This window comes from Rhodococcus oxybenzonivorans, assembly GCF_003130705.1.
Lineage (GTDB): Bacteria > Actinomycetota > Actinomycetes > Mycobacteriales > Mycobacteriaceae > Rhodococcus_F > Rhodococcus_F oxybenzonivorans.
Window position 1 is genome coordinate 859351 of sequence record NZ_CP021355.1, and the last position, 25158, is coordinate 884508.

19 protein-coding genes and 1 pseudogene are annotated in these 25158 nt (G+C 64.6%); 5 read left to right on the forward strand and 15 right to left on the reverse strand.

Features of this window, described 5'->3' with window-relative positions:
- Window positions 1–7 precede the first annotated feature (7 nt).
- From CBI38_RS35075 to CBI38_RS38165, 8 genes are read right to left on the reverse strand one after another with little or no spacing between them, the layout of a single operon-like run.
- The gene (locus CBI38_RS35075; protein ID WP_109335989.1) at window positions 8–1432 is read right to left on the reverse strand and encodes an aldehyde dehydrogenase family protein; all 1425 of its coding nucleotides are present in this window, start codon (window positions 1430–1432) and stop codon (window positions 8–10) included.
- Window positions 1429–1962: a hypothetical protein gene (locus tag CBI38_RS35080; RefSeq protein WP_109335990.1), complete on the reverse strand. Its 534-nt coding sequence runs from the start codon at window positions 1960–1962 to the stop codon at window positions 1429–1431. Before CBI38_RS35080 ends, CBI38_RS35075 begins: the two co-directional genes overlap by 4 nt.
- On the reverse strand, window positions 1959–2975 hold the full coding sequence (locus CBI38_RS35085; RefSeq protein ID WP_109335991.1) for a phosphotransferase family protein: 1017 nt from the start codon (window positions 2973–2975) through the stop codon (window positions 1959–1961). The genes CBI38_RS35080 and CBI38_RS35085 overlap by 4 nt, the downstream gene beginning before the upstream one ends.
- Window positions 2972–4075: an Rv3169 family protein gene (locus CBI38_RS35090; RefSeq protein ID WP_109335992.1), complete on the reverse strand. Its 1104-nt coding sequence runs from the start codon at window positions 4073–4075 to the stop codon at window positions 2972–2974. Before CBI38_RS35090 ends, CBI38_RS35085 begins: the two co-directional genes overlap by 4 nt.
- Before the next feature lie 16 nt (window positions 4076–4091).
- The gene (locus tag CBI38_RS35095) at window positions 4092–5705 is read right to left on the reverse strand and encodes a thiolase C-terminal domain-containing protein (protein ID WP_109336142.1); all 1614 of its coding nucleotides are present in this window, start codon (window positions 5703–5705) and stop codon (window positions 4092–4094) included.
- Between the two features lie 11 nt (window positions 5706–5716).
- The gene (locus CBI38_RS35100) at window positions 5717–6952 is read right to left on the reverse strand and encodes a cytochrome P450 (RefSeq protein WP_109335993.1); all 1236 of its coding nucleotides are present in this window, start codon (window positions 6950–6952) and stop codon (window positions 5717–5719) included.
- Window positions 6949–8301, reverse strand: a complete 1353-nt coding sequence (locus tag CBI38_RS35105) for a phenylacetate--CoA ligase family protein (RefSeq protein WP_109335994.1) — start codon at window positions 8299–8301, stop codon at window positions 6949–6951. Before CBI38_RS35105 ends, CBI38_RS35100 begins: the two co-directional genes overlap by 4 nt.
- Before the next feature lie 26 nt (window positions 8302–8327).
- Window positions 8328–8531 (reverse strand): hypothetical protein, encoded by a 204-nt coding sequence (locus tag CBI38_RS38165; protein ID WP_162603391.1) that lies wholly within the window; start codon window positions 8529–8531, stop codon window positions 8328–8330.
- A 162-nt stretch (window positions 8532–8693) separates the two neighbouring features.
- Between CBI38_RS38165 and CBI38_RS35110 the strand changes: the two genes are divergently transcribed.
- Complete coding sequence (locus tag CBI38_RS35110) at window positions 8694–13484, forward strand: protein kinase domain-containing protein (protein ID WP_109335995.1); 4791 nt, start codon at window positions 8694–8696, stop codon at window positions 13482–13484.
- Entirely contained in the window at window positions 13477–14124 is a 648-nt protein-coding gene (locus CBI38_RS35115; protein WP_109335996.1) for a response regulator, read from the forward strand. The genes CBI38_RS35110 and CBI38_RS35115 overlap by 8 nt, the downstream gene beginning before the upstream one ends.
- A gap of 197 nt (window positions 14125–14321) precedes the next feature.
- Here the strand turns inward: CBI38_RS35115 and CBI38_RS35120 are convergent, their stop codons facing one another.
- From CBI38_RS35120 to CBI38_RS35130, 3 genes are all read right to left on the reverse strand, one after another.
- Window positions 14322–15626 carry an MFS transporter gene (locus tag CBI38_RS35120; RefSeq protein ID WP_109335997.1) on the reverse strand — a complete coding sequence of 435 codons (1305 nt, stop codon included), beginning with the start codon at window positions 15624–15626 and terminating at the stop codon, window positions 14322–14324.
- A 163-nt stretch (window positions 15627–15789) separates the two neighbouring features.
- Complete coding sequence (locus CBI38_RS35125) at window positions 15790–17061, reverse strand: bifunctional 3,4-dihydroxy-2-butanone-4-phosphate synthase/GTP cyclohydrolase II (RefSeq protein WP_109335998.1); 1272 nt, start codon at window positions 17059–17061, stop codon at window positions 15790–15792.
- A gap of 184 nt (window positions 17062–17245) precedes the next feature.
- Complete coding sequence (locus CBI38_RS35130) at window positions 17246–18319, reverse strand: LLM class flavin-dependent oxidoreductase (protein WP_109335999.1); 1074 nt, start codon at window positions 18317–18319, stop codon at window positions 17246–17248.
- Window positions 18320–18837: 518 nt separating this feature from the next.
- Here CBI38_RS35130 and CBI38_RS35135 point away from each other — a divergent pair.
- A complete protein-coding gene (locus tag CBI38_RS35135; protein WP_109336000.1) occupies window positions 18838–19659 on the forward strand; it encodes a crotonase/enoyl-CoA hydratase family protein in 822 nt (273 codons plus the stop codon).
- A 492-nt stretch (window positions 19660–20151) separates the two neighbouring features.
- On the opposite strand, the gene CBI38_RS35140 is transcribed toward CBI38_RS35135, so the two are convergent.
- Window positions 20152–21294: an XRE family transcriptional regulator gene (locus CBI38_RS35140; RefSeq protein WP_230990358.1), complete on the reverse strand. Its 1143-nt coding sequence runs from the start codon at window positions 21292–21294 to the stop codon at window positions 20152–20154.
- A 53-nt stretch (window positions 21295–21347) separates the two neighbouring features.
- On the reverse strand, window positions 21348–22133 hold the full coding sequence (locus tag CBI38_RS35145) for a hypothetical protein (protein ID WP_109336001.1): 786 nt from the start codon (window positions 22131–22133) through the stop codon (window positions 21348–21350).
- Window positions 22134–22422: 289 nt separating this feature from the next.
- On the opposite strand from CBI38_RS35145, the gene CBI38_RS35150 reads away from it, so the two are divergent.
- Window positions 22423–22770 carry a hypothetical protein gene (locus CBI38_RS35150; RefSeq protein ID WP_109336002.1) on the forward strand — a complete coding sequence of 116 codons (348 nt, stop codon included), beginning with the start codon at window positions 22423–22425 and terminating at the stop codon, window positions 22768–22770.
- A 21-nt stretch (window positions 22771–22791) separates the two neighbouring features.
- On the opposite strand, the gene CBI38_RS35155 is transcribed toward CBI38_RS35150, so the two are convergent.
- Together CBI38_RS35155 and CBI38_RS35160 are read right to left on the reverse strand one after the other, a co-directional pair.
- Window positions 22792–23004 carry a hypothetical protein gene (locus CBI38_RS35155; RefSeq protein WP_109336003.1) on the reverse strand — a complete coding sequence of 71 codons (213 nt, stop codon included), beginning with the start codon at window positions 23002–23004 and terminating at the stop codon, window positions 22792–22794.
- Window positions 22997–24052 (reverse strand): IS110 family RNA-guided transposase, encoded by a 1056-nt coding sequence (locus CBI38_RS35160; RefSeq protein ID WP_109336004.1) that lies wholly within the window; start codon window positions 24050–24052, stop codon window positions 22997–22999. The genes CBI38_RS35155 and CBI38_RS35160 overlap by 8 nt, the downstream gene beginning before the upstream one ends.
- A gap of 332 nt (window positions 24053–24384) precedes the next feature.
- Between CBI38_RS35160 and CBI38_RS35165 the strand changes: the two are divergent.
- Window positions 24385–25155: pseudogene (locus CBI38_RS35165) on the forward strand (IS256 family transposase); the annotation flags it as partial.
- Between the last annotated feature and the right edge of the window lie 3 nt (window positions 25156–25158).

A 25158-nucleotide genomic window follows, 5' to 3' on the forward strand; every position in this document is an offset into this window, starting at 1 on the left:
GGATGTGTCAGTTGGTGCGGGGGAGTGCGACGCTGACCGTGCGCAACTCGCAGTACTGGTCGAGGCCGACCGCTGCGTTGGCCCGGCCCACTCCGCTCTGTTTGGTGCCACCGAACGGCACCTCGGGGGAGACGATCCCGTGCCGGTTCACCCATGCCGATCCGGCGTCGAGGCGAGCGGCGATCTCGGTGCCGGCTGCGATGTCGGAGGTCCACACCGACGCGCCCAGCCCGAAGTCCGTCGAGTTCGCGGCGTCGATCGCCTCATCGACGTGGTCGAAGGGGAGGATCGGCAGGGCGGGACCGAATTGCTCCTCCGCCACCAGGGCGGCGTCCGGGTCGAGGCCGGTGACGAGCGTCGGCGGGTAGAACAGACCCGGTCCGGGTAGAGGTGCGCCCCCGGTCACTGCGGTGCCCCCCGAGGCGAGGGCAGTTTCGACGAGCGTCCGCACCCGTTCGAACTGTGCCCGGTTCGCGAGGGGACCCATCGTCGTGGCCGGGTCGAACGGGTCACCGAGGGTGGTCGCCTGGGCTACCCGGGCCAGCGCCGCCGTCAAGGGCTCGAGGACGTCGGTGTGGACGTACAGTCGCTTGATCGCCGCACAGACCTGCCCCGTGCGGTAGAAGGCCCCCGCGAAGATCTTTGACGCGATCTTGTCGACATCGACGTCCGGGAGAACGATCGCTGCGTCGTTGCCTCCGAGCTCGAGCGAGAGCCGCCGCAGCCGCGGCGCGGCCGCAGCCATGATCTGCCGGCCCGCTGCGGTGCTTCCGGTGAACGAGACCATGCCGATGTCGGGGTGGGTCACCAGGGCGGCGCCCAGCTCGTCGTCGCCGACGACGACGTTGAGAACCCCAGCCGGCAACACCTCCCTGAGCAGGCTTGCGAGCTGCAGCAGTGTGAGCGGTGCGAGGGGGGAGGGCTTGATGACGATCGTGTTGCCCGCCGCGAGAGCACACGAGAGCTTTTCGACGGCGATCATCACGGGAGCGTTCCAGGGGATTATCGCGGCGACGACGCCGATGGGTGCACGGTACACGCGGACGGACTGACGTGCGTCGTCGTGAATGATGTCGACCGGGAGCGGGTGTGCGGCACGGTGCCGCGCGAATGCGGCGGCGGCGGCAACCTCGAACTTCGCGTCCTTCAGCGGCAGTCCGATCTCGAGTGACAGTGTCTGCGCAAGAGTTTCGGCGTTATCGGTAAGGGTGTGTGCGATGGTCTCCAGTGCGCGGCTGCGCGTGCTCCAGTCGGCTGCCCACGTGCTGCCGGCCCGCAGAGCTGCATCGACGGCATCGTCGAGAAGCGCACGAGAGGCAACGGGACATTGTCCAGCGGACTCCCCGGTGGCGGGATTCTCCACGGTGAGAGTAGCGCCGGTGGCGACGAGTTCGCCGTTCACGAGCAACCGGGGCTCGGTGAGGATGGTCATGGTGTGGTTCCTTCCGTCGAGGGGGTCGCTGCAGTCACAGGAAAGACCGCCTGCCAGCCCACGCGCGCCTCGGCGTGTCGGCCCAGTGCGGCATAAAGTTCGTCGAGCACAGCGGCGGCACCGGGCTTGTCGAGCTTCCCCTGCAGCGAAGTGAGAACTTGCGCCGACAATGCCGTCACGTCGTGGTGCAGCTGTTCCACATTCGTGTGCCGGTCGCTTCCGGAGTCGGCCCTGCGACGCAGCTCGGCCAGCTCACCTGCAAGACTTTCCTCCGGCACTAGCGCCACGGCCGCTGCGCTCGAGATGAGCAGCTCGTCCACTTCTGCGCGGAGCAGCTCGTGCCGACAACTGAGCTCGATCTCGACAGTGCGCAGCAGCTTCACCACCGCCCGCACCTCGCCGACCAGTTCGGCGGGCACCACCGGGACCACCTCGGCGGTAAGGAACAGGCGAATCTGTGCGAGGGTGTCCAACCCAGTGGTGCGCACTTGTCGGGTGGATGGCACAGTGCTGCAACCGGTGTCGGTCATGATGCCTCCTCGGTGAGGTTCGCGCGCAAGCATTGGGCGATTGCGTGCTCGAGGTGGACCACCGCGCGGCCGAGCAGAAGAAGGGTCGGCCGGACCGGGGACCCGTCCTCGGGGCCGACCGCACCGGAGAGGAAAATCGCCGCGAGCTTGACCAACGCGTGCAGGCGCCAGAAGGCCAGGCGCTGGGGGTCGACCGCGTGTCCACTCGCGACCGCATAGGCCCGGACGTACTCGTCCTCGGAGAGCAGCCCGCCCACGAGATCGAAGCTGGTGGTCCACAGCATGGTCCAGGCCAAATCCTCGAGCGGGTCACCGAGGTGGGCGAGCTCCCAGTCGAGCACGGTGACGCGTCCGTCGGACCCGAACAGCAGGTTGTTGGCCTTGAAATCACCGTGCACAACACCGACGCGATCGGCTGCGGGAGCGTGAGAGCGCAACCATGCCAGCGCCCCGGTGATCAACGGACCGGGATCGGAGGTGGCCTCGGCGATTGTGGTGGCCCACCGCTCCACCTCGGTCGAGGGGGACGATTCCTCGCCGACCGAGTCCGGGGCCGGGACGGCATGCAGCTGCGCCTGGAGTCGGACGAGTTCGTGTCCTAGCACCACACGGTCGGGCGCGCGGCCTTTACCCGCGAGGGCTTTCCGGAGGTCGGTTCCGTCGATGCGTTCGAGAATCATGAACGGCAGGCCGAGGGGCGAGTCGTTCACCTCACACCAGAATGGCCGGGGTACCGGAATTCCACGCGCCGCGAGGTCACAGAGCAGATCGAATTCCGTGCGCAAATTCCCATCGAGGGTCGCATTGTCGAACTCACGGCGCAGCACGAAGGCTTCGGTCCCGGTTTCCGAGTCGTGCACGTCGAAAGCCCACGTCTCGTGCAAGGTGCCACCCGCCAGGCGGCGCAAACCGTCCACGGAAACCGGTCGCCCCCGGCGGTCGCCGATGTACTTGCTCAGGGCGGCGCCCAAATCACCGCTCGCCGGCGCGTGCAGCGTGGCAGCGGCAGTCATGAGGTGAATCCGTAGCGTGGAAAGGCGCCGAAGATCTGAGTTTCGAACGTCCCATACCCGACTTCACCTGTGTCCGTGGTCATCCGGCACAGCACATGGGTGGGACCGATACGCGCAGTGACGGACTCGTCGGAAAGGTCATAGGACACCGAGTCGACCCAGTTCTGCCCCATGTAGGCGCCGTGCCGCCACGGGTCCGGCCCACCGTATCCGGTACCGGCCCGCAGGTATGCACGCCGCAGAGGTTCGAGGTTGACCTGGCGTCGGGTGCCGTCGGCCTCGAGGAACGAGATCGACGACCCATCGAGCAGTTCCCGATTGGCGTCGAACTTCAGTTCGTGTTCGAGCCCGGAAAGCTCGAGCACGGATCCGCCCGCGGTGAACGTCGGCACCTGCCGGACTGTCTCGATCTCCCGCTCACCGGAGGCGTGCTCGGACACGACGAGGTGGACGGTGCGTTCCTCGAACTGCATCGGCGACCAAATCCACAACGGCGGTCTCTGCGCGGACAATCCATGGGCCTGCGCGATGCCCTTGGGTTCACGCTCGAGGCCAATCGACCGCACCCCCCAGGAGCGGTCACGGGCACCCCACCACGTGTCCGGTTGGACATCGAAACGTCGTCCGGCGACCGTGATCTGGCCCGTCCACCGTCCGCTCTGAATCAGACGGGTACCCTGCTCGAGCACCCGGCCCGCGACGCGGGAGAACAGCGGCGGCTCCTCGAAGGCGGGAACCGCACCGTTCCACTCGAGATCCAGGGAGACGTCTTCTCCTGGTGCTACCCGAAACCGCAACCTGCGCAAACCCTCGAGCACTTCGAGGTCGACCGGACCGACCGAAGTGGAATCGAGCCTGTCGACCCCGAGCTCCCGCGAGGCGCGGGTGGTCCACTGCGTGTCACCCACGGCGACCGAGGCGAAGGTGTCGATCACACCGAGGTTGGGGTAGACACCCATACCCAGCATGAAGAACACCTCACCGTCGTTGGAGTGGCCGGTGAGAAAGTGCCGGTCGTAGAAGCGCCGGTCACTCGTACCGGCGAAACGCACCGGCTCGTGGGTTTGGTGAATCATCAGGTCGTCAGCTGGGCCGATCATTGTGTACTCCCGTGTCTCAGTGGTCGGTGGTCAGTAGTAGACAGCCGGCGGGAATTCCCCCACCGGAAGTGGCGACGGCAACCTCGGCGCCGGGTACTTGCCGCGCGCCGGCACGTCCTTGTAGTTGCAGAACGGCCTCGACGAGGTGATCGAAACCGTTGCTGCGCCCCGCGGTGAGCTGCCCACCGTGCGGGTTGAGCGGCAACTCGCCTCCGGGCCCGATGCGGGTCGCTCCGGCAACGAAGTCACCCGCTTCACCGACGCCACAGAAACCGAGCGCCTCCAGCCAACTCAAGGCGTTGAAGGTGAATCCGTCATAGAGCAACGCGACATCGACGTCGGTGGGTCGCAGGTTGGTGCGGCTCCACAGGTGTGCCGCCGGGCCGAAGAGGTTGGGCTGATGGGTCATGGTGCCCTGATCCCACGATTGCGGCTCAGCCAGTTGGGTTCCGACGGCCTCCACCCGCACTGGCGAATGCCGCAGATCACCGGCGGCGTCGGCCGCTGACACGATGACCGCAACCGCACCGTCACAGGGGATGTCGCAATCGAACAATCCGAAGGGTGTGGTGATGGTTCGCGCGGCCAGGTAACTGTCCATGTCCAGGGCGGTGCGATTGAGAGCGGCAGGATTGCGGGCGGCGTGCCTGCGCGCGGAGATCGCCAGCCAGCCCAGTGCCTCACGGTCGACGCCGTATCGCGCCATGTACTGCGAGGCATACAGTGCAATCCAGTGCGCCGGGGTGATGGCGCCGAAGGGCAGCCGCCACTGTCCTTCCCCGCCGATCCGATCACGGGTCGCATCCAGCCGCGGCACTGCTGTGGTGCTCACCGCGGTCACACAGAGCACGTGCCGGCACAAGCCGGCTGCGACCGCAAGCATGGCCGCGATGACGGTCCCGGCCTGACCGGGAACCTCCGCGGCACCGCAATGCCAACTCGGATGCAATGCCAGGGCCTGTTCCAGACCTCGCACACCTCCCTCGGATACGCCCGGAAGGCCGACGGTCCCTGGGTAGGCGCAGATGCCGTCGATATCGGCGGCGGTCAGGCCGGCATCCGCGATCGCGGTTCGGCAGGCCTCGACCGAGAGTGACAGCGGTGTGCGTGCCAGTCGCCGACCGAACTCCGACCGCCCGACACCGGTCAGCGCTACCCGATGTTCGAACCGGTCGACGCGGGCCGGTGGTCTCACTACAACCGAGGGGGCTTGTAGCTTCACGGGAGGCGCGGGCTCGGCGGACGGCTCGAACACCGGTAACCACACCTCGTCCTTCTGCACGAACCGTGCTTGCACAGCGAGTCCGACCGCGACCTCTTCCGGAGGGCAGCCGACAATGTTCGTGGTCAGCCGCACCCGCGGGTCTTCCGCGAGGGCGACGACGGCCACGACATACGGCGGTGGAAACTCCGGGGAGAACTCGTGCCGGTCGAGAGTGCATGCGATGACCGAGCCCTGTCCGGACACGCAGGCGATGGCGAGGTCGCCGGCTCCACAGTCCGGGCAGAACTCCGCCGACGGATGCACCAGCCGGGTGCATCCGTCGCAACGCAGCACCCGCAGCGTCCCGTCGGAGCCGGAGGTCCAGAAGAAACCACTCGGCCCGTCGGTCCGCGGCAGGGGTGCCATCGTCAGGGAAGTCACGGTGTGATTCCGTCAGCACGCAACCACAGTTCCTGCAGCCCGCGGGTCAGAAACACCTGCTGCCAACGCAAAGGCCGTTCGGCGAGGCGAACTCCGGGGAGCCCCGTCAGCAGAATCGGGACCGCGACACTCGCCTCCAGCCGCGCAAGCGCCGACCCGAGGCAGGTGTGGGCGCCGAACCCGAAGGCGACATGGGTGTTGTTCGCCCGATCGAGGCGCAGCACGTCCGGATCGTCGAAGACCTCGGGGTCGTGATTCGCCGCAGCCAGCACCAGAAACACACGTTGGCCCTTGCGGAGGAGTTGGCCACCGAACTCGGTGTCCTCCCTCATCACTCGCACGACGGCCTTGCCGGGTCCGTCGAACCGCAGGAGCTCTTCGACCGCCAGGCGTGTATCGACCTGTCCGTCGCGCAGCGCCGCCAGTTGGTCGGGATGCCGGAGCAACGCGAGCATGGAGTTGGCGATCAGGTTCGCGGTAGTTTCGTGGCCACCGAACAGCAACAGAGTGCAGGTAGCAACGACCTCTGCCTGCGTCAGGGCGTCGCCTTCGTCACGAGATTCGATCAGTCCCGAGATGAGATTGTCGGCCGGTTCGGCTTCGTAGCGACGCAGCAGATCCCCGAAGTACTCGATGAGGGCGTCCATCGCCGCGGCCGCCCGGGCGTACCGGTCCGGATCGTCGAGCCCGGCCGACACCAACGGCGCGATCTCATCGGTCCAGTGCTTGAACGTGTCTCGGTCCTCGGGCGGCACCCCGAGCATTTCGGCGATGACGATGGCAGGAAGGGGATAGGCGAATTCGGCGATGAGGTCGAACTCGTCGTCAGCCGAAATCTTGCTCAGCAGGTCGGTGGACAGTTCGGCCACCCTCTCCTGCATTCGCTGCACGGAGCGCGGAGTGAATGCTTTGCGAACCAGGCTGCGCAGCCGCATATGGCTCGGCTCGTCCTGGAAAACCATCCAGTGCCGCAGTACCTCGAACGCCTGGCGGATCAAGGGGTCGGTGCCCGGGTCGGCCAGCTTGCGCTCGATGAAGGGCGCAATGCGGTCGGAGGAGAAGCGATCATCGCGCAGTGCGGCCGACACATCCCGATGGCGGGTGATCACCCATGATCGGTATTGCGGATTCCACACGACGGGGTTATCGCTGCGCAGCGGGGCGAACGCGCTGTAGGGATCCCGGATCGCTTCTTCTCCCATGAGATCGATCTCGGGTGTCGCGGCGGTCATCGTGCCACCGCCTCGGGGCGCTCGTCGATGACCCGGCGGGCCTTGAGCACAGCGCGCTCGAAGGAGCCGGACTCGACGAGAGTGACCGGAATTCTGATCAGGCACCGGGTTTTGAGCTCGTCGGCGGCTCGCCGTCGCACCCGTTCCCGGTCCTCAGCGCTGCCGAGGAAATCGGAAGACAGCTCGGCCTCTACCGCAATCTCATCCAAGTTTCCCCTACGGGACACGCGGATTCGGAATTCGAGGCCGAGTCCGTCGACCCCGCGCAGCGCGTGTTCGATCGCGGACGGGAAGACGTTCGCGCCGCGGATCACCAGCATGTCGTCGGCGCGTCCGAGTAGTCCGCGAGGCATCCGCGGATAGGTTCTCCCGCACGCGCAGGGTTCGGAAGTCATGAAGCTTCGATCATTGGACGCGAACCGGATCATCGGCTGCGAGATCCGCCACAGATGGGTATAGACAATGTTCCCGACTTCGCCCTCCGGTACAAGATTCGCCGGATCGTCCGGATGGACGATTTCAGTCCATACCTCGTCGTTGTAGACGTGGGTGCCATTCATCTGGTCACACTCGGCGTTGGTGACGAAGGGGAACATCTCCGAGGTGGTGCCGGCGTCACAGACCGTCTTCAGGCCCCAAGTGTCGAGCAACTTCTGTCGTGTCGACGGGATCGACCCTCCGGGCTCTCCGCCGGAGAGGAAGACCCGCAGGGGCGACGCCGCCGTGTCGTAGCCGAGGTCCTGGGCGACTTCGGCCATGTGCAATAGATACGAGGGAGTGCCTTCGATGACGGTGCAACCCATCTTGTAGATCATTTCGATGTGCCGACGGGTGTCCGCGGCACCCATCGGAAGCACCGTGGCCCCCACCGATTCGGCGGCGTACAGCATCGCCCACCCGCCGAAGAACAGGCCGAAGGGAAACGCGAAATGCACGATGTCGTTCGGTCGCACACCAGACGCCCAGTGCGTCATCGCGAAGATCTCCCGTGCCTGGTCCCAGTCCTGCTTGGCGACCCCGTACATCGTCGGAGTGCCCGAAGTGCCGCTCGAGCCATGGATGTGCCAAATGTCCGACCGATCGATGCCCAGGTATGAACCGAACGGCGGGTGCTCGGCCTGGTCAGCTACCAACATCTTCTTCGTGATGATCGGACAACGCTTCGTGAAGTCATCGAAGCTGCGCACCTGGTCCGGGTGGAATCCGTGGGCGTCCCAGTGACGCTTGTAGAACGGCAGCGTGTACGCCCGCGCAAGTTGCTTCTGCAACTGGGCGAGTGAGGCTGCCTCGCGTTCTACCGGGTCACGGAGCTCGCGCTGCGGGTTCCAATACGCCGACGTGTCGGGCATGGTGGGGGTCCTTTCGGGGAACTGGGTCAGACGGTGACGGCGGCGGCAGCGGCGGTTGTTTGCTCGTTGATGCGCCGGTTCACCTCGGGGATGACTTCTTCGGAGATCAGCCGCAGGCTCTCCTTGACGTCCTTGTAGTCCATTCCGCCGTAGGAGACGGAGTCGGATCGTGTACCGAGTGGATCGGTGTGCAGCCGCCGTGGTGGGCGGTGCTTTGATCGGGACTGCACCTGGCCTGCATCAAGAGTGATGCACATCACGTGCCTGGTCAACCGAGGGCACTACGGTTAAAGATGCGGGCCACGTCCGGGGAAAACACGGACAACGATGCCGACGGTGACACGTAAGCTTTTGCTCCTGTCCGCGAGTCGCGTCCCACTGGAGGAGGAACCATGCAGCACACCTCCACCTCAGCCCATGAGTGGTCGAATTACGCGATACTCCAAGTCCTCAAACGCACCCCTACCAGCGAGACACACCTCGCGGTGCAGCACCACACCGGCGCAAAAGTGATACTGAAAACCGCCGACGCTGACATGGCCTCGATCGCCACCGGAATCCCCAGCGAGCGTCAAGCCGCGATACTGTCGAAGGAGCACTGTCCTGGCGTCGCCGCACCACTCGACATAAAGGTTTCTAACGGGCGGATCCACACCGTCCGGCCCTACATCGAGGGAATCTCGTTGCGGGAGTGCCTCACCGGCGGACCCCTCGGTCTCACCGACACCCTTGCGACGGGTCGCGGCGTTTTGACCGCGCTGTCTTGTCTCCACGGGCAGGGTCTCACACACCGCGACGTCAAACCCGAAAACGTGATCGTCAACGACCCCGGCCCGCTGCAGTCCATCACGATCGTCGATCTCGCTGTCACCTCCACCCCGTTCCCCACTCAGGCCCACGGTGACCAGTCCGCCCGCACTCCCCGGTATATGGCCCCCGAACTCACGGGGATTCTCGACCGAACCGTCGACGGACGCGCGGACCTCTATTCCCTCGGAATCGTGTTGTTCGAGTGCCTTACAGGGCGACCCCCGTTTGGCGCACCAGAAATGCGGGACCTGCTGCGGCAACACCTTTCTCAGCCCTTGCCGCCGCTCCGATCGATCGGCGTGCGGGCCCCACAGGCGCTGGAGGAAATCCTTCGGAGGCTCACGCACAAGGACCCGGAAGACCGATACCACTCGGCGGAGGCGGCGCTCGCCGACATCGTCGCGTTGGGCCAAGCACTCGGTCGTGGTGTTCTCGAACCCGACATCGCCGTCGGCTCCCACGATTGGCGCCAGACCCTGACCGAACCGGCGCTCACCGGGCGGGAGACGGAGCTGGGAGCTTTGCACCGGGGCATCACCGATGCCGGGGCAGGCGCGAGCCGGCTGATCATCCTCGAAGCCGAATCCGGCGGAGGTAAGTCGCGGGTCCTCGACGAGTTCTGTCGCCGAGCCGCGTCCGAGGGTGCCTGGGTGTTGCGTGGGCAGGGCATCGAACTGGCCGCCCAGCACCCCCTCCAGGTGCTCGCCGGCGTTGTTACCGGGATTACCGCTGACCGGAACGAGATCCCGCGGATCGTCGATCGGCTCGGTGACGCCGTGGATCCACTGTGCCAAGCGCTACCGGAACTCGTTGATGTCCTGCCCGGCCCCTCGAGCCCTCCCATGGTCTCAGAGGCGCAAGCCCGGGTCCGCACTGTGACAGCGCTGGTGGATCTGCTCAATGCGCTCGGTTCGGCAAATCGGCCGGCAGTGGTCGCACTCGACGATTGCCAATGGATCGACGAACTGACCCTGCAGGTACTCCAAGCCTGGTGTGAGCAGACCTATGACGACACGGCAGAGCCAGCGCACGTACTCGTCGTCCTCGCTGTGCGTCCTGACGAGGGCGCAACCCCCCAGCTCGTGGCGGGCCTGGCCGCGGCCGAGCGCGTGCTTCTCCCCAGATTGGACACCGAGCAGATCAGCAAGATCGTCACGTCGATGGCCGGCGTGGTACCGGACGAAGCGATCCGCGCCGTTGTCGAGCTCTCCGGCGGCAACGCCTTCATGGTTTCGGCAGTACTGCGCGGGCTGGCGGAGTCCGGGACACTGCGCGCCGACCGACACGGGTGGCGCTTCACTCCTGGCCCGGGCGGATGGCAAGCATCACGGGAAGCGGCGGCGATCCTCGCCCAACGCATCGCACTCCTGGCCCCCGCCACCCGCCGGCTCCTCGCCGCCGGCGCAGTACTGGGGCGATCCTTCGATCTACGGCTAGCGGCGCGGCTGGCTGCCAGCGGAGAAGACCACACGCCCGCCGAAGTATCGGCCATCGTGCGGCAGGCAGTCGAGCGGCATCTGGTGTGGTGGGACGGACCCGGCGTGTGCAGCTTCGTGCACGATCGGTTACGGGAAAGTTTGCTCGTCGACCTCACCGCCACCGAACTCGCGGAGCTTCACCGCCGAGCAGCCGAGCACATCGAGTCATCCGAGCCCTCGCGTGCGTTCGAACTCGCCTACCACTACGACGCAGCCGGCGAACCGGTGCGGGCACTGGGCTATGCCATGGAATCTGCATCCGCCGCCCGTGCCCGCCATGACCTGGAGTTGGCCGAGCGTCAATATCGGATCGCCGAACGCGGCGCCCCACACCATGATGCGAAAATGTGCTCGGAGATCGCGGAGGCCCTTGGGCAGATTCTCACTCTGCGTGGCCGCTACACCGAGGCCGCCGAACGGTTCGAGCTCGCGCTCTCGCTCACCGGCAATGAGATCGACATCGCCCGACTCGAGGGGCAGCTCGGTGAGGTGTTGTTCCGCACCGATGATCTGGAAGCCTCGGTGCGCCACAGCGAGGCCGGGCTGCGGGTCCTCGGTGAGCGGATTCCCACGGGGACGGTCATGGTCGTGGTGGCGTTGCTGTGGGAAATCCTTCGCCGATTCACGACGGGCGGACTGAGCAGGCGACATCCCCCACGGGCCACCGCGACCGAGCGACAGCTGCTGAGATCGCACCTGTACACCCAGCTGCAGTATCCGCGATGGTTCCACAACCGCCGCATCGACGCGCTGTGGCTGATGTTGCGCCAGGTGAACGTCGCAGAGCGGTGCCCGCAGAACCCAGAACTGGCTCACTCCTACGGGGTGTGGGGTGGTGCACTATCGGTGACCTTCCCGTTCCTGGCACGCAGCGGCCGCCGCTACGTCGACCGTAGTCGCGCCCTCAGCCACACCCGGCGCGACTCAAGAGGGGAAGGACACGCCGCCAGCATGCTGACCTGTCAGCTGCTCGGCGCCGCCGAATACCGGAAAGCGGCTGAGTCAGCGCAGCACGCTGCGGAGATGTTCGAACAGTATGGCGACCGGTGGGAAGTGAACTTCGCTTCGCGGAATCGGGCCCTCTGCCTCTACCGCCTGGGCCGATTCCGTGAGGCTGCCGAGGAAGCCCGCCGGGTGCACCGTCTCGCCATCGAAATCGGTGATGTGAACGCCGAGGTGACAGCGCTCGAGGTGATCGCCAAGGCAACCAATGGGCAGGTGTCGTCCGCACAGACGCAGCGAGCCCTGCGCCTGCGCGGGTCCGATCTGGAAGTGACCGTCGGTGCAGCGCAGGCAGAGGCGCTGAGGCTCCGCCGAGCGGGCCGGCTGGACGAGGCCGCGCGATACCTGGAAGACGCCGCCCTGGAAACCCGGCACGCCTGGCCCAGCAGCGTCTACCTGGTGCCGGTGCACTCGTGGCTTGCCACACTCCACCGCGAACTCGCGGAACATTGCGAGTTGCCGGGCCCCCGCAAGCGCGCCCTTCGACAGGCGCAGCGCTCGGCGCAGCGAGCCACTCGGCATGCGCGAATCTATCCGGGGGAGCGCCCCCATGCCCGGCGCGAAGCGGCGCTCGTCGCCGCCCTGGTGGGTCAGTCCCGCAGAGCCCGCCGTCTCGTGAAACGTAGTGTGACGGCGGCCGTAGCGCAGGAGGCGTGGGCCGAGCTGGCCGAGACACGACGACAGTGCAGCCGACTCGGGTTGCCGATGCTCGTATCATCGGCAATCGACGAGGCGCCGGAACCGGAAACTTTCACCGATCCGGTCAAACTCCCCACTCTGGGACTTGCCGACCGTTTCGCTTCATTGCTGGAGGCTGGCGCGCTCCTGGCCTCGGCCGACTCGCCGGAGGCTATTACCGATGCCGTGCGGCAGACCACGACCTCACTGCTGCGCGCCGACCAATGCCTCGTTGTGGGATTCGGCGTCGAGGATGCCGAATGGTCCGCCGACGCCCCGGCCGATTGGCGTGCCGGCCTCGAAGTGGCTCGATGGGTCGCGGAGTCGAAGCGCCCGATAGTGCTCAGTGAACCGTTCTCTACCGAACACGATGTCGTCGACAGCCTCGTTCTCGCCGGAATTCGCTCGTTGGTGTGCGCTCCCGTGATCGTTCAGGGCGAGGTGGCCGGCTGCATCCTTGCCTCGCATTCACAGGTTGGGCAACTCTTCGGAGAAGAGGAGGAGCGACTGGTCGAGTTCATCGCGCGACTCGCCGGTGCGGCCATGGAGCGTCAACTGCTGCAGCGGCAATCACGCATCCGCGTCATCAACGCCCAAGAAGCTGAGCGCGCACGAATCGCGCGCGACCTTCACGACGAAATCGGCCAGGCTTTCACCGCGGTGTTGCTGCAAGTGCGCCTGATCGAGGACAGCGCCGCTGACCTCGAGGGCGGGCTGCGACCGACACTGCTTCAACACATGTCTGAACTACGTGACCTCGTCAGTACCGGGCTGCGCACCGCACAACGACTGGCATTTGATCTCAGGCCCGCGGTTCTCGACGACCTCGGCCTGGTCGCTGCGCTGCGTCGGTTGGTCGTCACGGCGTCGGGTAACCCGTCGGTGACGGTGAGGCTGGAGGCTGTCGAGCTGAACGACGGCGATCGACTGCCCTCGGATGTCGAGACGACAGCGTATCGGGTGGTGCAGGAAGGTCTCACGAACGTCGCGCGGCACTCGAAGGCCTCCGAATGCAGTGTCGTCATCGCCCGCCAGGAGGATCGTCTGCGTGTCATCATCGAAGACGACGGGGTTGGCTTCGACCCGGGTGACAGTCATCTCGGACTCGGGTTGCGGGGGATGAGTGAGCGCGCAGAACTCGCCGGTGGCACATTGAGGCTGAATTCAGTGCCCGGTGAGGGTACTACGATTGTGCTCGAGGTTCCCATTGACTGAGCAACTGCGCGTACTCCTCTGCGACGACCATACGATCATGCGCAGCGGACTTCGCCGCATCCTCGGTGACGCGGCAGACATCACGGTGATAGGTGAAACCGGCACCGCCGCGGACGCCGTCGAAATGGCCCGTACCGAGAAACCCGACATCGTGGTCATGGACCTGACCCTGCCCGATGCGAGCGGGATCACGGCCATTGAGCGGATCCGCACTGTGAGTCCCGCGAGTCGAGTGCTGGTACTCACGATGCACGAAGATATCGCCTACCTACGAGAGGCCTTCGCGGCCGGCGCCGCCGGATACCTGGTCAAGGCAGCAGCCGATGCCGAACTTCTGCGTGCGGTCCACGACGTCGCAGCCGGGACGCGATACGTCGATCCATCGATGGGAGCGGCCCTGGTGGACGGCGGAACACAACCACAAAACCTCGCCGAGGCCGCAGTTGCCTCACTTTCCGAACGCGAACTGGAAATTTTGCGGCTGGTCGCGCTCGGCTACACCAATCCGGAGATGGCGAAAAAACTGATCCTGTCGGTACGCACCATCGAGACCTACCGCTCGCGCATCCAACAAAAGGTCGGCCTCCGCTCCCGTGCGGAACTCGCGCGTCTCGCACGTGAAGCCGGTATCACCCGCTGATCCTCACTCAGTGCGTACGGGCGACGAACGCCGGCGATGCCAGTCGTGTTTCGCGTTGCGGCACCGCAAGATCGGGAACGTGGGCCTACCGGAGCAGCCCTGCCCGTGCATGACAGGTCTCGTTCGACTGACCGTCGTCCATCGAATGCACCGACGCTCCACCCCACCGCATCCGTGCCTGAATGTGCATTTCCGGGTCAATCAGGGCGGGGGCGGTCCCCCTCAGCCGAGGGAAGTGCGGCGAACGGCGGAAGTCGCCGGCCGGCGAGAATAACGAACAACGCCGCGGTGACCTGGGCACCGACCATCACGGACCAGGCAGCCGAGTACGAACTCGTCGCGATGATCACTCCCATGATGACCGGTCCGATCACGCCACCGATGAAGTACGCACTTTGGACGATGCCGGAGGCCCGAGCCACCGCGTGCGGGTATCGGCACATGACACCATGAACAAGCAGTGAAATCCACGACCACCCTGGGCCGAGGGCGAGAAGAAGTCCGAGGACATATGTCCAGGAAGCCGACGAAGCGAGGAATCCGAAACCGACAGCCCCAGCCAACATCATCAGCCAACACATCGGGAACGGGTCCCAACCTCGTCGATCAACGAGTGCGGCACACACCAGTCGCAACACGATGGACGCACCCGCTCCGGCAGATACTGCAAGGGAAGCGTGATCGGAGTCCATCCCGGCTGCGGGAGCTGCCAGGACCATGAACGCGGTGGCGGCGCCCAACGCCAGATTCCCGGCCAGGACACCCACCATCATCACCGCCAGCGGACGCAGGGACGGAGCCCGCGGATTCGAGTCGGTGTGGTCCGCGGCCGGTGGGGTCGGTGTGGTCGGTGGTGTTTCGGCCGCGCTTTTCACCAACGGGGTGTGTAGGACAGCAGCGATTCCGCTCAGCACGAATGCGCATCGCCATCCGATCGAACTTTCGAATGCCGACCCGACTATCCCAGCCAACATCAAAGCTGCCACCGGACCGGTGCTGGCCACCGCAAAGGCGGATGCTCGGCGGCGGGCCGGCACGGCCGACATGATCACCATGTTCATGGCAGGAGTGGCCAATGCGGGGGCGCACCCGGCGAGCCCGAGGGTGATTACCAGCGTGCCGGCAGAACGTGCGCTGCTGGCCAGCAAGATGCAGAGTAGGAAAGCGAGGATGCCGGCGACCCGCAGCGCGCGAACCGGTCCCCATATATTCGCTTTAGAGGCCATCGGATAGGCCGCGACCGAGGCCACCAGCCAGAAAGCCGAAAACGCGAATCCGAGCACTACCGGGTCGAGTTGCAGATCGGACGCGATGGCGCCCGGCATCGAACTGACCAGGAAGCTGGGAAGGACGCACACAGCGTTCAGCAGGACCGCCACCAGTACCTGGCGGGCAGCGTTCCGTGTAACCGGCGAAGCCGGCGTCACGGGTGGTGCTGTCCCGTCGTCGATGCGGTCCCGGCCGACTGGCTGCATCAGTTCACCGAACCGGTCACTGGTCACTGGTCACTGGTCATTCTTCTTCCTCCGATGTGGCTGCCAGCGCCGAACCGCGCCGACCGTCTCGATCGGCCACCGGTGGCGGCCGCAGGTGCGACAGCGAAATCTCACCCTCCCCGTTCTGTGCCAAAGCGCGGAACGGGGAGGCCGACCACTTGATGCGGTGTTATGACACCTCACTGCCGTTGGCGAACAGGGGGAAACCCGAGCCGAACTCGTGGTCGAGCCGGGTGCGTTTCGTCGTGAGGTATGCGATGTTCTCCGGATTCGGGGTGATGACCAATGGTTCGCGTGCGACGACACGTACGTCGTGCGCCGCCAGACCGCGACTCTTGGCGGGGTTGTTGCTCATCAACCGAACGTCGCGCACGCCGAGGTCTCGTAGGATTTCGGTGCTGACACCGTAGTCGCGACTGTCAACCGGGAGACCCTGCATGAGGTTGGCGTCCACGGTGTCCAGCCCGGCATCCTGCAGGGTGTAGGCGCGCAGTTTGTGGCTGAGGCCGATACCCCGGCCCTCATGCCCACGGAGGTACACGATCACACCGCGTCCCGCTTCACCGATCTTGGCCATTGCCCTGTCGAGCTGCTCCCCGCAGTCGCAACGCAGAGATGCAAAGACATCTCCTGTCAGGCACTCGGAGTGAACCCGGACCAGTACCGGCTCTGCGCCCACCGATGTCGGCTCAGTCGATGCTTGATCGACTTCGCCGCAAACCAGAGCGACGTGCTCGACACCGTCAACGTGGGATCGATAGTTGATCGCGGTAAATTCTCCGTGCGGAGTGGGTACCCGCCCTTCCGCCTCGCGATGAATCGAGGCTTCGGTGGCGCGGCGATAGTCCACGATATCGGCGACGGTAATCATGGTCAGCCCATGAGTCTCTGCGAATCGGATCAGTTCCGGTCGGCGTGCCATGGCGCCGTCATCGTTGGTTACTTCCGCCAGCACCCCCGCCGGTGCGAGCCCGGCAAGTCTGCACAAATCCACGGCGGACTCGGTATGCCCGGTGCGTTGCAGGACACCTCCCGCACGGGCGCGCAAAGGAAAGATGTGACCGGGCCGAGACAAGTCTTCGGGTTGCGTCGCCGAATCCACCAGAGCTCGGATGGTCATGGCTCTGTCGGTTGCCGACACCCCGGTGCCGCACGTTTTCGAATCAACCGACACTGTGAACGCTGTGCCGCGTGGATCGTCGCTGTCGGTAACCATGAGCGGCAACCGCAGTTGGTCGGCGCGTTCGTCGGGAATGCCGACACAAAGTATGCCGCTGGTGTGCCGGATCATGAAAGCAATGGTCTCCGGCGTGGCCTTCTCGGCGGCCATGATCAGGTCGCCCTCATTCTCGCGGTCCTCGTCGTCTACCACGAGAACCATGCGCCCGCGCCGTAGTTCGGCTAGCGCGGTCTCGATCACCTCCCAGGAGCCACCCACCATGCCGTCCTTTCTCTCTTCTATCGAGTACTCGTCTTGTGTTGGGCTACGGAGCTCGCGCTGCGGGTTCCAATACGCCGACGTGTCGGGCATGGTGGGGGTCCTTTCGGGCACTGGGTCAGACGGTGACGGCGGCGGCAGCGGCGGCGGTTTGCTCGTTGATGCGCCGGTTCACCTCGGGGCTGACTTAGAGATCTTTGAACGCCGGCACGACTTTCTCGCCGAACAACTTCATGCTTGCCTTCACCTCATCGAAGGACTGACCGCCGTAAGAGCACAGGAACATCTGCTTGTAATCGCCGATCAGTTCGCGACGCATCTTGATTGTCTCGATGATCTGGTCGGGCGTGCCCTTCAACTGCAGGTCGGAGAATGCCTGGAAGCCAGCTTCTCGGCCGACCTCCCGCAGCATGTCGGCGCTATTCTGGTAGCTCTCATAGTTGTGAGTTTTTCCGAAGTGCTTGCCATCGAACTCGTAGTGGTCAACCATGGCGTTGTAAAAGGCACCCAGATATTTCTGCATGTGTGCCTCGACGTGGTCAGCATCCTCGTGGCAGTAAGCAAAGTCGAGAAGCACCGGCGCCGGCGGCTCCGTCTTGTGCGTCTCGCGATACTTCTCACGCCACTCGTCAAACACTGCGGCCTGCTGCTCGATCGGATACTGGTAGTTGAAGCACATGAGCGAGCCGCCGAACTCGGCGGCCTGCATTACCGATGGAGGTGACATCGCGATCGTGTGGAGGCGATCGTCCCAACTGTGGTCGGATCGTGGGTGGATGGTCGCGCGAGCCTGCTGGTAGTGCTTACCGTCGAACTTCTCAACGACGCCGTCACGCAGACCGCTTAACAGCATCTCGGCAGCCTCATCGTAGCGACCGCGCGAGTCTTCCATCTCAATGCCGAAGGTTTCGTACTCGACACGGGCCAACCCACGGCCGACACCGAGAAGCACGCGGCCGTCACTCATGATGTCGAGAATGTTCAGGCGCTCGACGAGGCGCACGGGATCATGGTGCCATGGCAGGATGATCGCTCCAGTGCCGAGCTGAATTGTCGAGGTGCGTGCAGCGATATGGTTGAGCACATCAAGGTTGTCCGGCGACATGCAGTACGGCGCATCGAAGTGGTGCTCCGGAGCCCACACCGAATCTAGGCCGCACTCCTCTGCATAGACGCCGAGGTCCACTTCGGCCTTGAACAACTCGGCCTCACTCATCGACTTGCCGGCCTGCGCGAATAGCAGAAGCGTTCCGAAATGCATTCAATTCTCCTTCTCGGTAGATTCTCCAAAAGGACCGAACACACGAACAGTCAATTGTGCGGAGGGTCCGGGCCAGGTGGAGTCGGATCGTGTACCGAGTGGATCGGTGTGCAGCCGCCGTGGTGGGCGGTGCTTTGATCGGGACTGCACCTGGCCTGCATCAAGAGTGATGCACATCACGCGTCTGGCCAACCGAGGGCACTACGGTTAAAGATGCGGACCACGTCCGGGGAAAACACGGACAATGATGCCGACGGTCATCCCGGATGTGGCGGCGCCACCACACGATTTTTGCGGCCACATCCTCCGTTCCCCGACGTGCACGGTAAGCCGATCGCCACGCCGTGGCGCACTCGCGCAGGAAAAAGCAGCCTCGAATGGTCCGCCACCCGCACGGGCGGCGGAATCACCGCCGCTCGGCCGCATAACCGGCAGGAAGCCAGAGGCACTCCACCGCACAACGATTCGAGTACTACCTCGGACGCGAGACGAGGCATTCGGCGCGTAGATTGCACGGCATGAATGAAGAGAGAGTTCGTATCCGAGTAGGTGACAACGGTGTCGCAACGGTTGCGATGGTGCGCCGGGACAAGCACAACGCGTTGGATCAGGCGATGTTTGAAGGTCTGCGGCGCGCCGCCAGTCAACTGGCAGATGACCGGAAAATTCGGGCAGTGGTGCTTTACGGAGAAGGCAAGAGTTTCTGCTCGGGTTTGGATATCCCGAGCTTCCTCGCCGACCCTGTTGAAGGTATTGAGGCCCTGCTCGTCCGTGAACACGGACATGCGGCCAACTTCGCGCAACGCGCCGCCTATGACTGGTCCCGCGTTCCCGTGCCGGTGATCGCCGCAATCAGTGGTCACTGTTTTGGGGGAGGCATGCAGATCGCACTGGGTGCTGACATTCGTATCGCCGCACCCGACTCGAGTCTGTCCATCATGGAGGTCAAATGGGGGCTCGTGCCGGACATGGCCATCACGCAGTCGCTGCCGCGACTTGTGGCCATCGATGTCGCCAAGGAACTTACCTTTACCGGTCGCATCGTCTCGGGCGCCGAAGGTGAAGCACTTGGTCTGGTCACCCGCACGGCAGACGACCCGCTCGCCTCTGCACTGGCTCTCGCAGAGGAGATCGCTCAGAAATCACCCGATGCGGTCCGCGCGGCCAAGCATCTCTACGACCAGACGTGGACCGGTACTGACGCTGCCGCAGCCCTTGTTCTCGAGACCGATCTGCAAAGAAAACTTCACGGAAGCCCAAATCAGATCGCCGCTGTCACTGCCGGCATGGCGAAGCAGCCTCCGGTATTCGTAGATCCCGACCATGATCGGCTGCAGTAGTTTTCCCAGGTTTCATCGGGTCCCGACACACACCTCAACTCCAGCCGAGGCGGCTTTCGTAATTTCGTAGCCGACGCGGCTGTACGTAATGCCAGTTAGCCAAACTTGTCCCGATAGCCCCCGGAGGGTTCCGTCGCTCGATGTGCCGTCAACCTCAACCGCCGCTGTCATCCCACCGAACATCCAGTCAGTGCGTAGTGCCTCAAGAGTCCTCCCTCGCCGATACAATCACTGCATCGTAAGCCGTTGATGACCGCTGGTCCGCCAAGTCGCCTCGGCTCAGATTTGGAAGCCCCAGTATTCAGCTTTATCGCTGACCTGGGGCTTTCCTGTATTTCGGGTTGGTCTAACCGAGCCTTCTGACGGAAACCGCAGTTCAGTGGGGTTTCACCGTCGACAAGTCGGGATATCACGCTCTACCGGCCTGAGACGGCGGCACAAGTCAGCCACACAGGCAGGCAGGTTCGTTGTTCGGCGCGGGTTGCTCGTGGGTCATGTGCTGATCAGGTGAAGTTCCGGACGTGTGGTGGGTTCGCCGAGGAGGAGTCGGAGGCGGGGCAGTTTGAAGGACAATTCTGCGGCGAGGTCCTTGAGGCTGAGTCCGTTGGCTTCGGCGAGTTCGAACGCTCGGGTGAGGAGGACGGGGATTTCCCCGGGGTATCCGTCGACTGGTTCCGGACGGAACAAGTTGAGTTTGCGGAGCTGGTTGAGGCGTTGATAGGCGCGGCGGTAGGCGGCGTCACTGACGGCCCCGACCTCGCGGCACCGGTAGATCAACGAGTCGACCGATACACCCCAACCCTTGCCGAGCTGTTCGAGGGCTTTGAGGTCGAGTCGGGGCGGTAGGTGCGGGGTGATCTGCGCGGAGGGAGTAAGTAGCTCCGCGGCGAATCGGTCGGCTTCCTTTTCCTGCTGTGGATCTCCGGTAGCCAGTTCACCATGCATCACAAGATGACCGAGTTCGTGCGCGGCGGTGAAACGGTGCCGGTAGATGTCGTTGGCGCGGTCAGGCGTGAGCACGACGACCGGGCGATCGAGATGGGAGGTGGAGAAAGCATCGACGGTGGCGGTCGCTGCGCCGGCGAACGGTGACAGCGTCACGATGAGGCCGTGTGTCTCCATGGTGCGGACCAGGTGAGCGATCGGTCCGGTCTGCAGTCCCCAGCGTTCCCGTAGTAATCGGGCGGCCGCTTCGGGGCCGGCGGGGTCATCGACGAGAACTTCGGCAGGCAGCGTTGGCAGATCCACCGGGGGCAGCTGCACCCGCTTCTCGAGTGCGTGGGCCAGTTCCCAGACCTGTTCGGTATAGGCAATCGCTTTATCTCGCTGGGTGGCAGGGGTGCGGCGCAGGCTGCGAAAGTGCGCGGACGAACTATCGAGTCGTGCATAGGGACGGCCTGCTGCGAAGAACGGCGGGATCACGTCGAGGACTTCGGCGAGGTGGCCGATGTTGTCGGGCCGTGGTGTCGTTGTCCCTGCCTCCCACTGGCTCACCGCGACCGGGGACACACCGAGTTCTTCGGCGACAGCTTTTTTGGTGAGACCGGCGAGACGACGAGCTTGAGTCAGTCGGGCGGGGTCGAAGCCAGCAGCAATCGCCGTCAACTGCTGTCGATCACCGTGTTGACCGGACACGGAGGATGACTCGTCGAGAAGAGAGAGTTGCCCGCGCAGGCGGGGTTGAGGATTCACACGTCATCACTCCCGGCCTTCAGCTCAAGCTCTACTTCGGCCGCGTGCAACGGTTCAGCTGTGCGTGGGGCGAGCACGAGGTCATCGAGCGGTGTATCGTCGAACCGAACACCACCGGTGACGGGAACGGGTGGCTGCACGAGGGACGGACGCAGTTCCAGCGACTCCCAGGTTCCGTTCAAGGGCTCCCAGTGACGCCATACGACGGCGCCGGTCTCCTCATCGGCGAGAACAATTTCAGCAAGGCCCAGGTCGAACAGGCCTGACGGGTTGCTTGCATATCCGACCGTCACCACCCGACCGAACTCGGCGAGCTGATCGAGTGCAGCCTGCTCGTCGGCGAAGTCCTGCGGATCCTCATCGACCTGATCGAAAGACAACTGAGCTTCAGCGTTCGGGGTTGCAAGTGTCAACAGCGACCGCCGCAGATCGGACAGCGGTTTGGGAAGCTTCGCGTCCTTGCGGCGGGTCCACCCATCCACCGCGAAGCGCCACGGGTACAGCACAACCGCCGTCTCATCAAACACGACAAGATCGAACCTGCTGGTCACCTCGGCTGGCTTACGTGTAGTCACGCCGGGAATGTGTGCGGTGCATGCGATCAGCTGCTCGTGCTGGGCGGCCTTGAGGGTGTTTCCATAGGCGTCGTTCGTGCTTAGTTCACCTGCGATGTGAGCGGCGAGAGACTGCTGGTGGGCACGGTGAATCGCGAGCGGAATGGCGTATAGAAACTCCTCAGCCGCATCACCGAATCGTTCCCGCGACCACTGCGAAGGCTTCATTTCTGACACGAAGCTTGCCCACCTATCTTCTGTTTATCGCACCCCTGCGGCGCAGGGCTTAACTTTACGACACAATTTGCGCAATCGCGACTTTCTGGGTGTGGCGTCGCGCACCATTGGAAGGTGGAGGTTAACGGGAGGGTCCTATGACTTCCTGACCCCGAAACGCTGCAGGCCGGCGGCCAACCCAGATGGTTGCATCGATCCACCCCTACGAGCTCTTAGCGGGTGCACGCGCGGTGCGGCCGGAATGCGACTACCGGACAGCTGATGGTGTTTGACTGGATCCATGACACAGTGGTTCAACGTTGAAGCTGACTATCACCAGTTCAATCTGGCTGCCCCAGAAGCCGACACGACGGCATTCCAGGAATTTGGCAGCGTATTCGATACGGGGACCGCCTTCGTGACCTTCCATACGGGAATCGCGTGCGGGCCGGTAACAGTCGGGATCGACATGCTGCAGTCGCCTCCGGAATGGAGCGAATCGGCGGAGTGGGACAACGTTGACGAGGCGGTCCTTTCCGCGCCGACCCCCCTCCGAGTCATCACCAATTCAGGGACAGTGCAGGAGGCCTTCGGGCAAATCGATGCCCCCTCTTCCGGGAAGTTCGGTATACGAGGGTTGCGTCCATGACGATGGATGCTCCTATTGCTGTCAAGCCGTGTCGGCCAGGGATAGGGAGCTGGATTTCTGCTCGCGGTCGGTGAGCCACCGCGAGTAGGTGAGGGCGAGATCGGGGTCGAGGCGTTGCCCGATTTCGAGACGTCGTATGCGCTGGTAGGGAACCGCGAGTGCGGTTGCCACCGTGGTGATCGGGATGGCCAGTGTTCGGCGACGTTGGCGAAGTCGGCCCGTGCCGTTATTCACTGGCAGCGGATTCTCCGATGATCTTGAAAACCTCGCGCGCGACGAAGCGTTTGAGGCAGCGGATGATCTCGCGCTCGGACTTGCGTTCCGCTGTGCGTCGCGCAATGTAGTCGACGGTGCGTGTGTCACCGGCGGACATCCGCACGAGCACGATGCGATGGATCGCGGAGTTGGCGGTGCGGTCACCGCCCCGGGAGAGCCGGTGCCGCTGATGCTTACCCGACGAGGCGGGGATGGGTGCAGTGCCGCACAGTGCGGCGAACTGCTGCTCGCTGCTCAGTCGTTCGGGGTTGTCACCGCAGGCGACCAGAAGCTGGCTGGCGACGAGAGGGCCGACGCCGGGCAGCTGCAATAGGGCCGGGTTGACCTGGGTGGCCAGCTCACCGAGCCGGGTGTCGATGCCATCGATGTCGGACGTGTGCTGCTGATGGCGCACGGCCAGTCGCTTCAAAGAGCCGCGGAGGGTTTGCTGCGGGCCGTGACCGGGAGTCGGCCGTGATCGAGCGAGTGCGGCAACGAGTTTCACGTTGCCGAGATTTCGGTAGGTAGCGCGTATCTGTTCCGGTGCGGTCACCAGCAGAGCATGGATCTGGTTCATCGCCGCGCCTCGCGCCTTGCGAGCCGAGGACCGTTCGGTGAGCAGGATCCGCATCGATTCGACCAGCCCGTCGCGGTCTTTCGGGGTCGCCAGCCCGCGCCCGGACAGTGCAGTGACGGCCGCCTGGAGCGCGTCGAGCGGGTCGGACTTGCCGTGCAGGCGGCGTGCCCGGCGGTCGGGCCGGGCGACCTCGAGAACGGTCATCCCGGCACGGCGCAGTACGCGCGCCAGTTCGGCGCCGTAGCTGCCGGTGCCCTCCACCGCGACCGCGACGACGACGCCGAATCCGCGAAGATAATCGATGACCTTCCGGTAGCCGGCGCCGGTGGCCCCGAACTCGCGGTCACCGAGTGGCCGTCCGTGTTCGTCGATGACCGCGACGTGATGGGTGTCCTTGTGGGTGTCGATTCCCCCGTAGACGCTGATCTTGCTCTCGTGGTCGGTGCCCACAGATGATGCCCTTCCCTCGATCGGTGTGGACACGCACCAACCGGGCGGGCAGACAGCACATAGACGAGACTGCCGAAGTCAAGCTCCTATCAAGTCATGCCTGCCCGGTCGGTGCGCGCAGCCACGAGGTGACGGACAGATCCATCGGAAGACAGTCCCACATCGGGGCGTCGGTGTACGACCGGGTCACGTCACCCCGCGGCCCGTATCCATCATCTATGTGTACGAGCCGGATCTCGTACCAATGACCGGCGTGTCGTAACCGGACGAGAGACGGTCACCGCGTGATTCTTCGAGAGAGGTACCAACTCGACTCGACGAAAGAGCACGCGATGACCACTGCCCACGATATCGACCTGCATCAGATCCTGACCGACCGACTCACCGGTGCGAGCCCCGACCTGCTGCGCGAGCTGCTGACGCTGTTCATCCATACCCTGATGGGCGCCGAAGCCGACGCGCTGTGCGGCGCCGGCTACGGACAACGCTCCGACGAGCGCACCAACTCCCGTAACGGGTACCGGCACCGCGACTTCGATACCCGCGTCGGCACTCTCGACGTCGCCATCCCCAAACTGCGATCTGGTTCGTACTTCCCCGACTGGTTGCTCGAACGCCGCAAGCGTGCCGAGCGGGCGCTGACCTCGGTGGTGGCCACCTGCTACCTGCTCGGCGTCTCCACCCGCCGGATGGACCGGCTCGTCGATACCTTGGGCATCACCAGCCTGTCCAAGTCTCAGGTGTCCGTCATGGCCAAGGAACTCGACACCCAAGTCGAGGCGTTCCGCAGCCGGCCGCTCGATGCCGGGCCGTACACGTTCGTCGCCGCCGACGCGCTCGTGTTGAAGGTCCGGGAGAACGGGCGGGTGGTCAACGTGCACACCCTGGTCGCGGTCGGCGTCAACGCCTTGGGCTACCGGGAGATCCTGGGCCTGGATGTGACCTCCAGCGAGGATGGTGCCGGGTGGTTGGCGTTCTTCCGGTCGCTGGTCGCGCGCGGTTTGTCCGGGGTGCGGTTGGTGACCTCCGACGCGCACGCCGGTCTCGTGTCTGCGATCGGCGCTACCTTGCCGGGAGCGGCATGGCAACGGTGCCGAACGCATTGT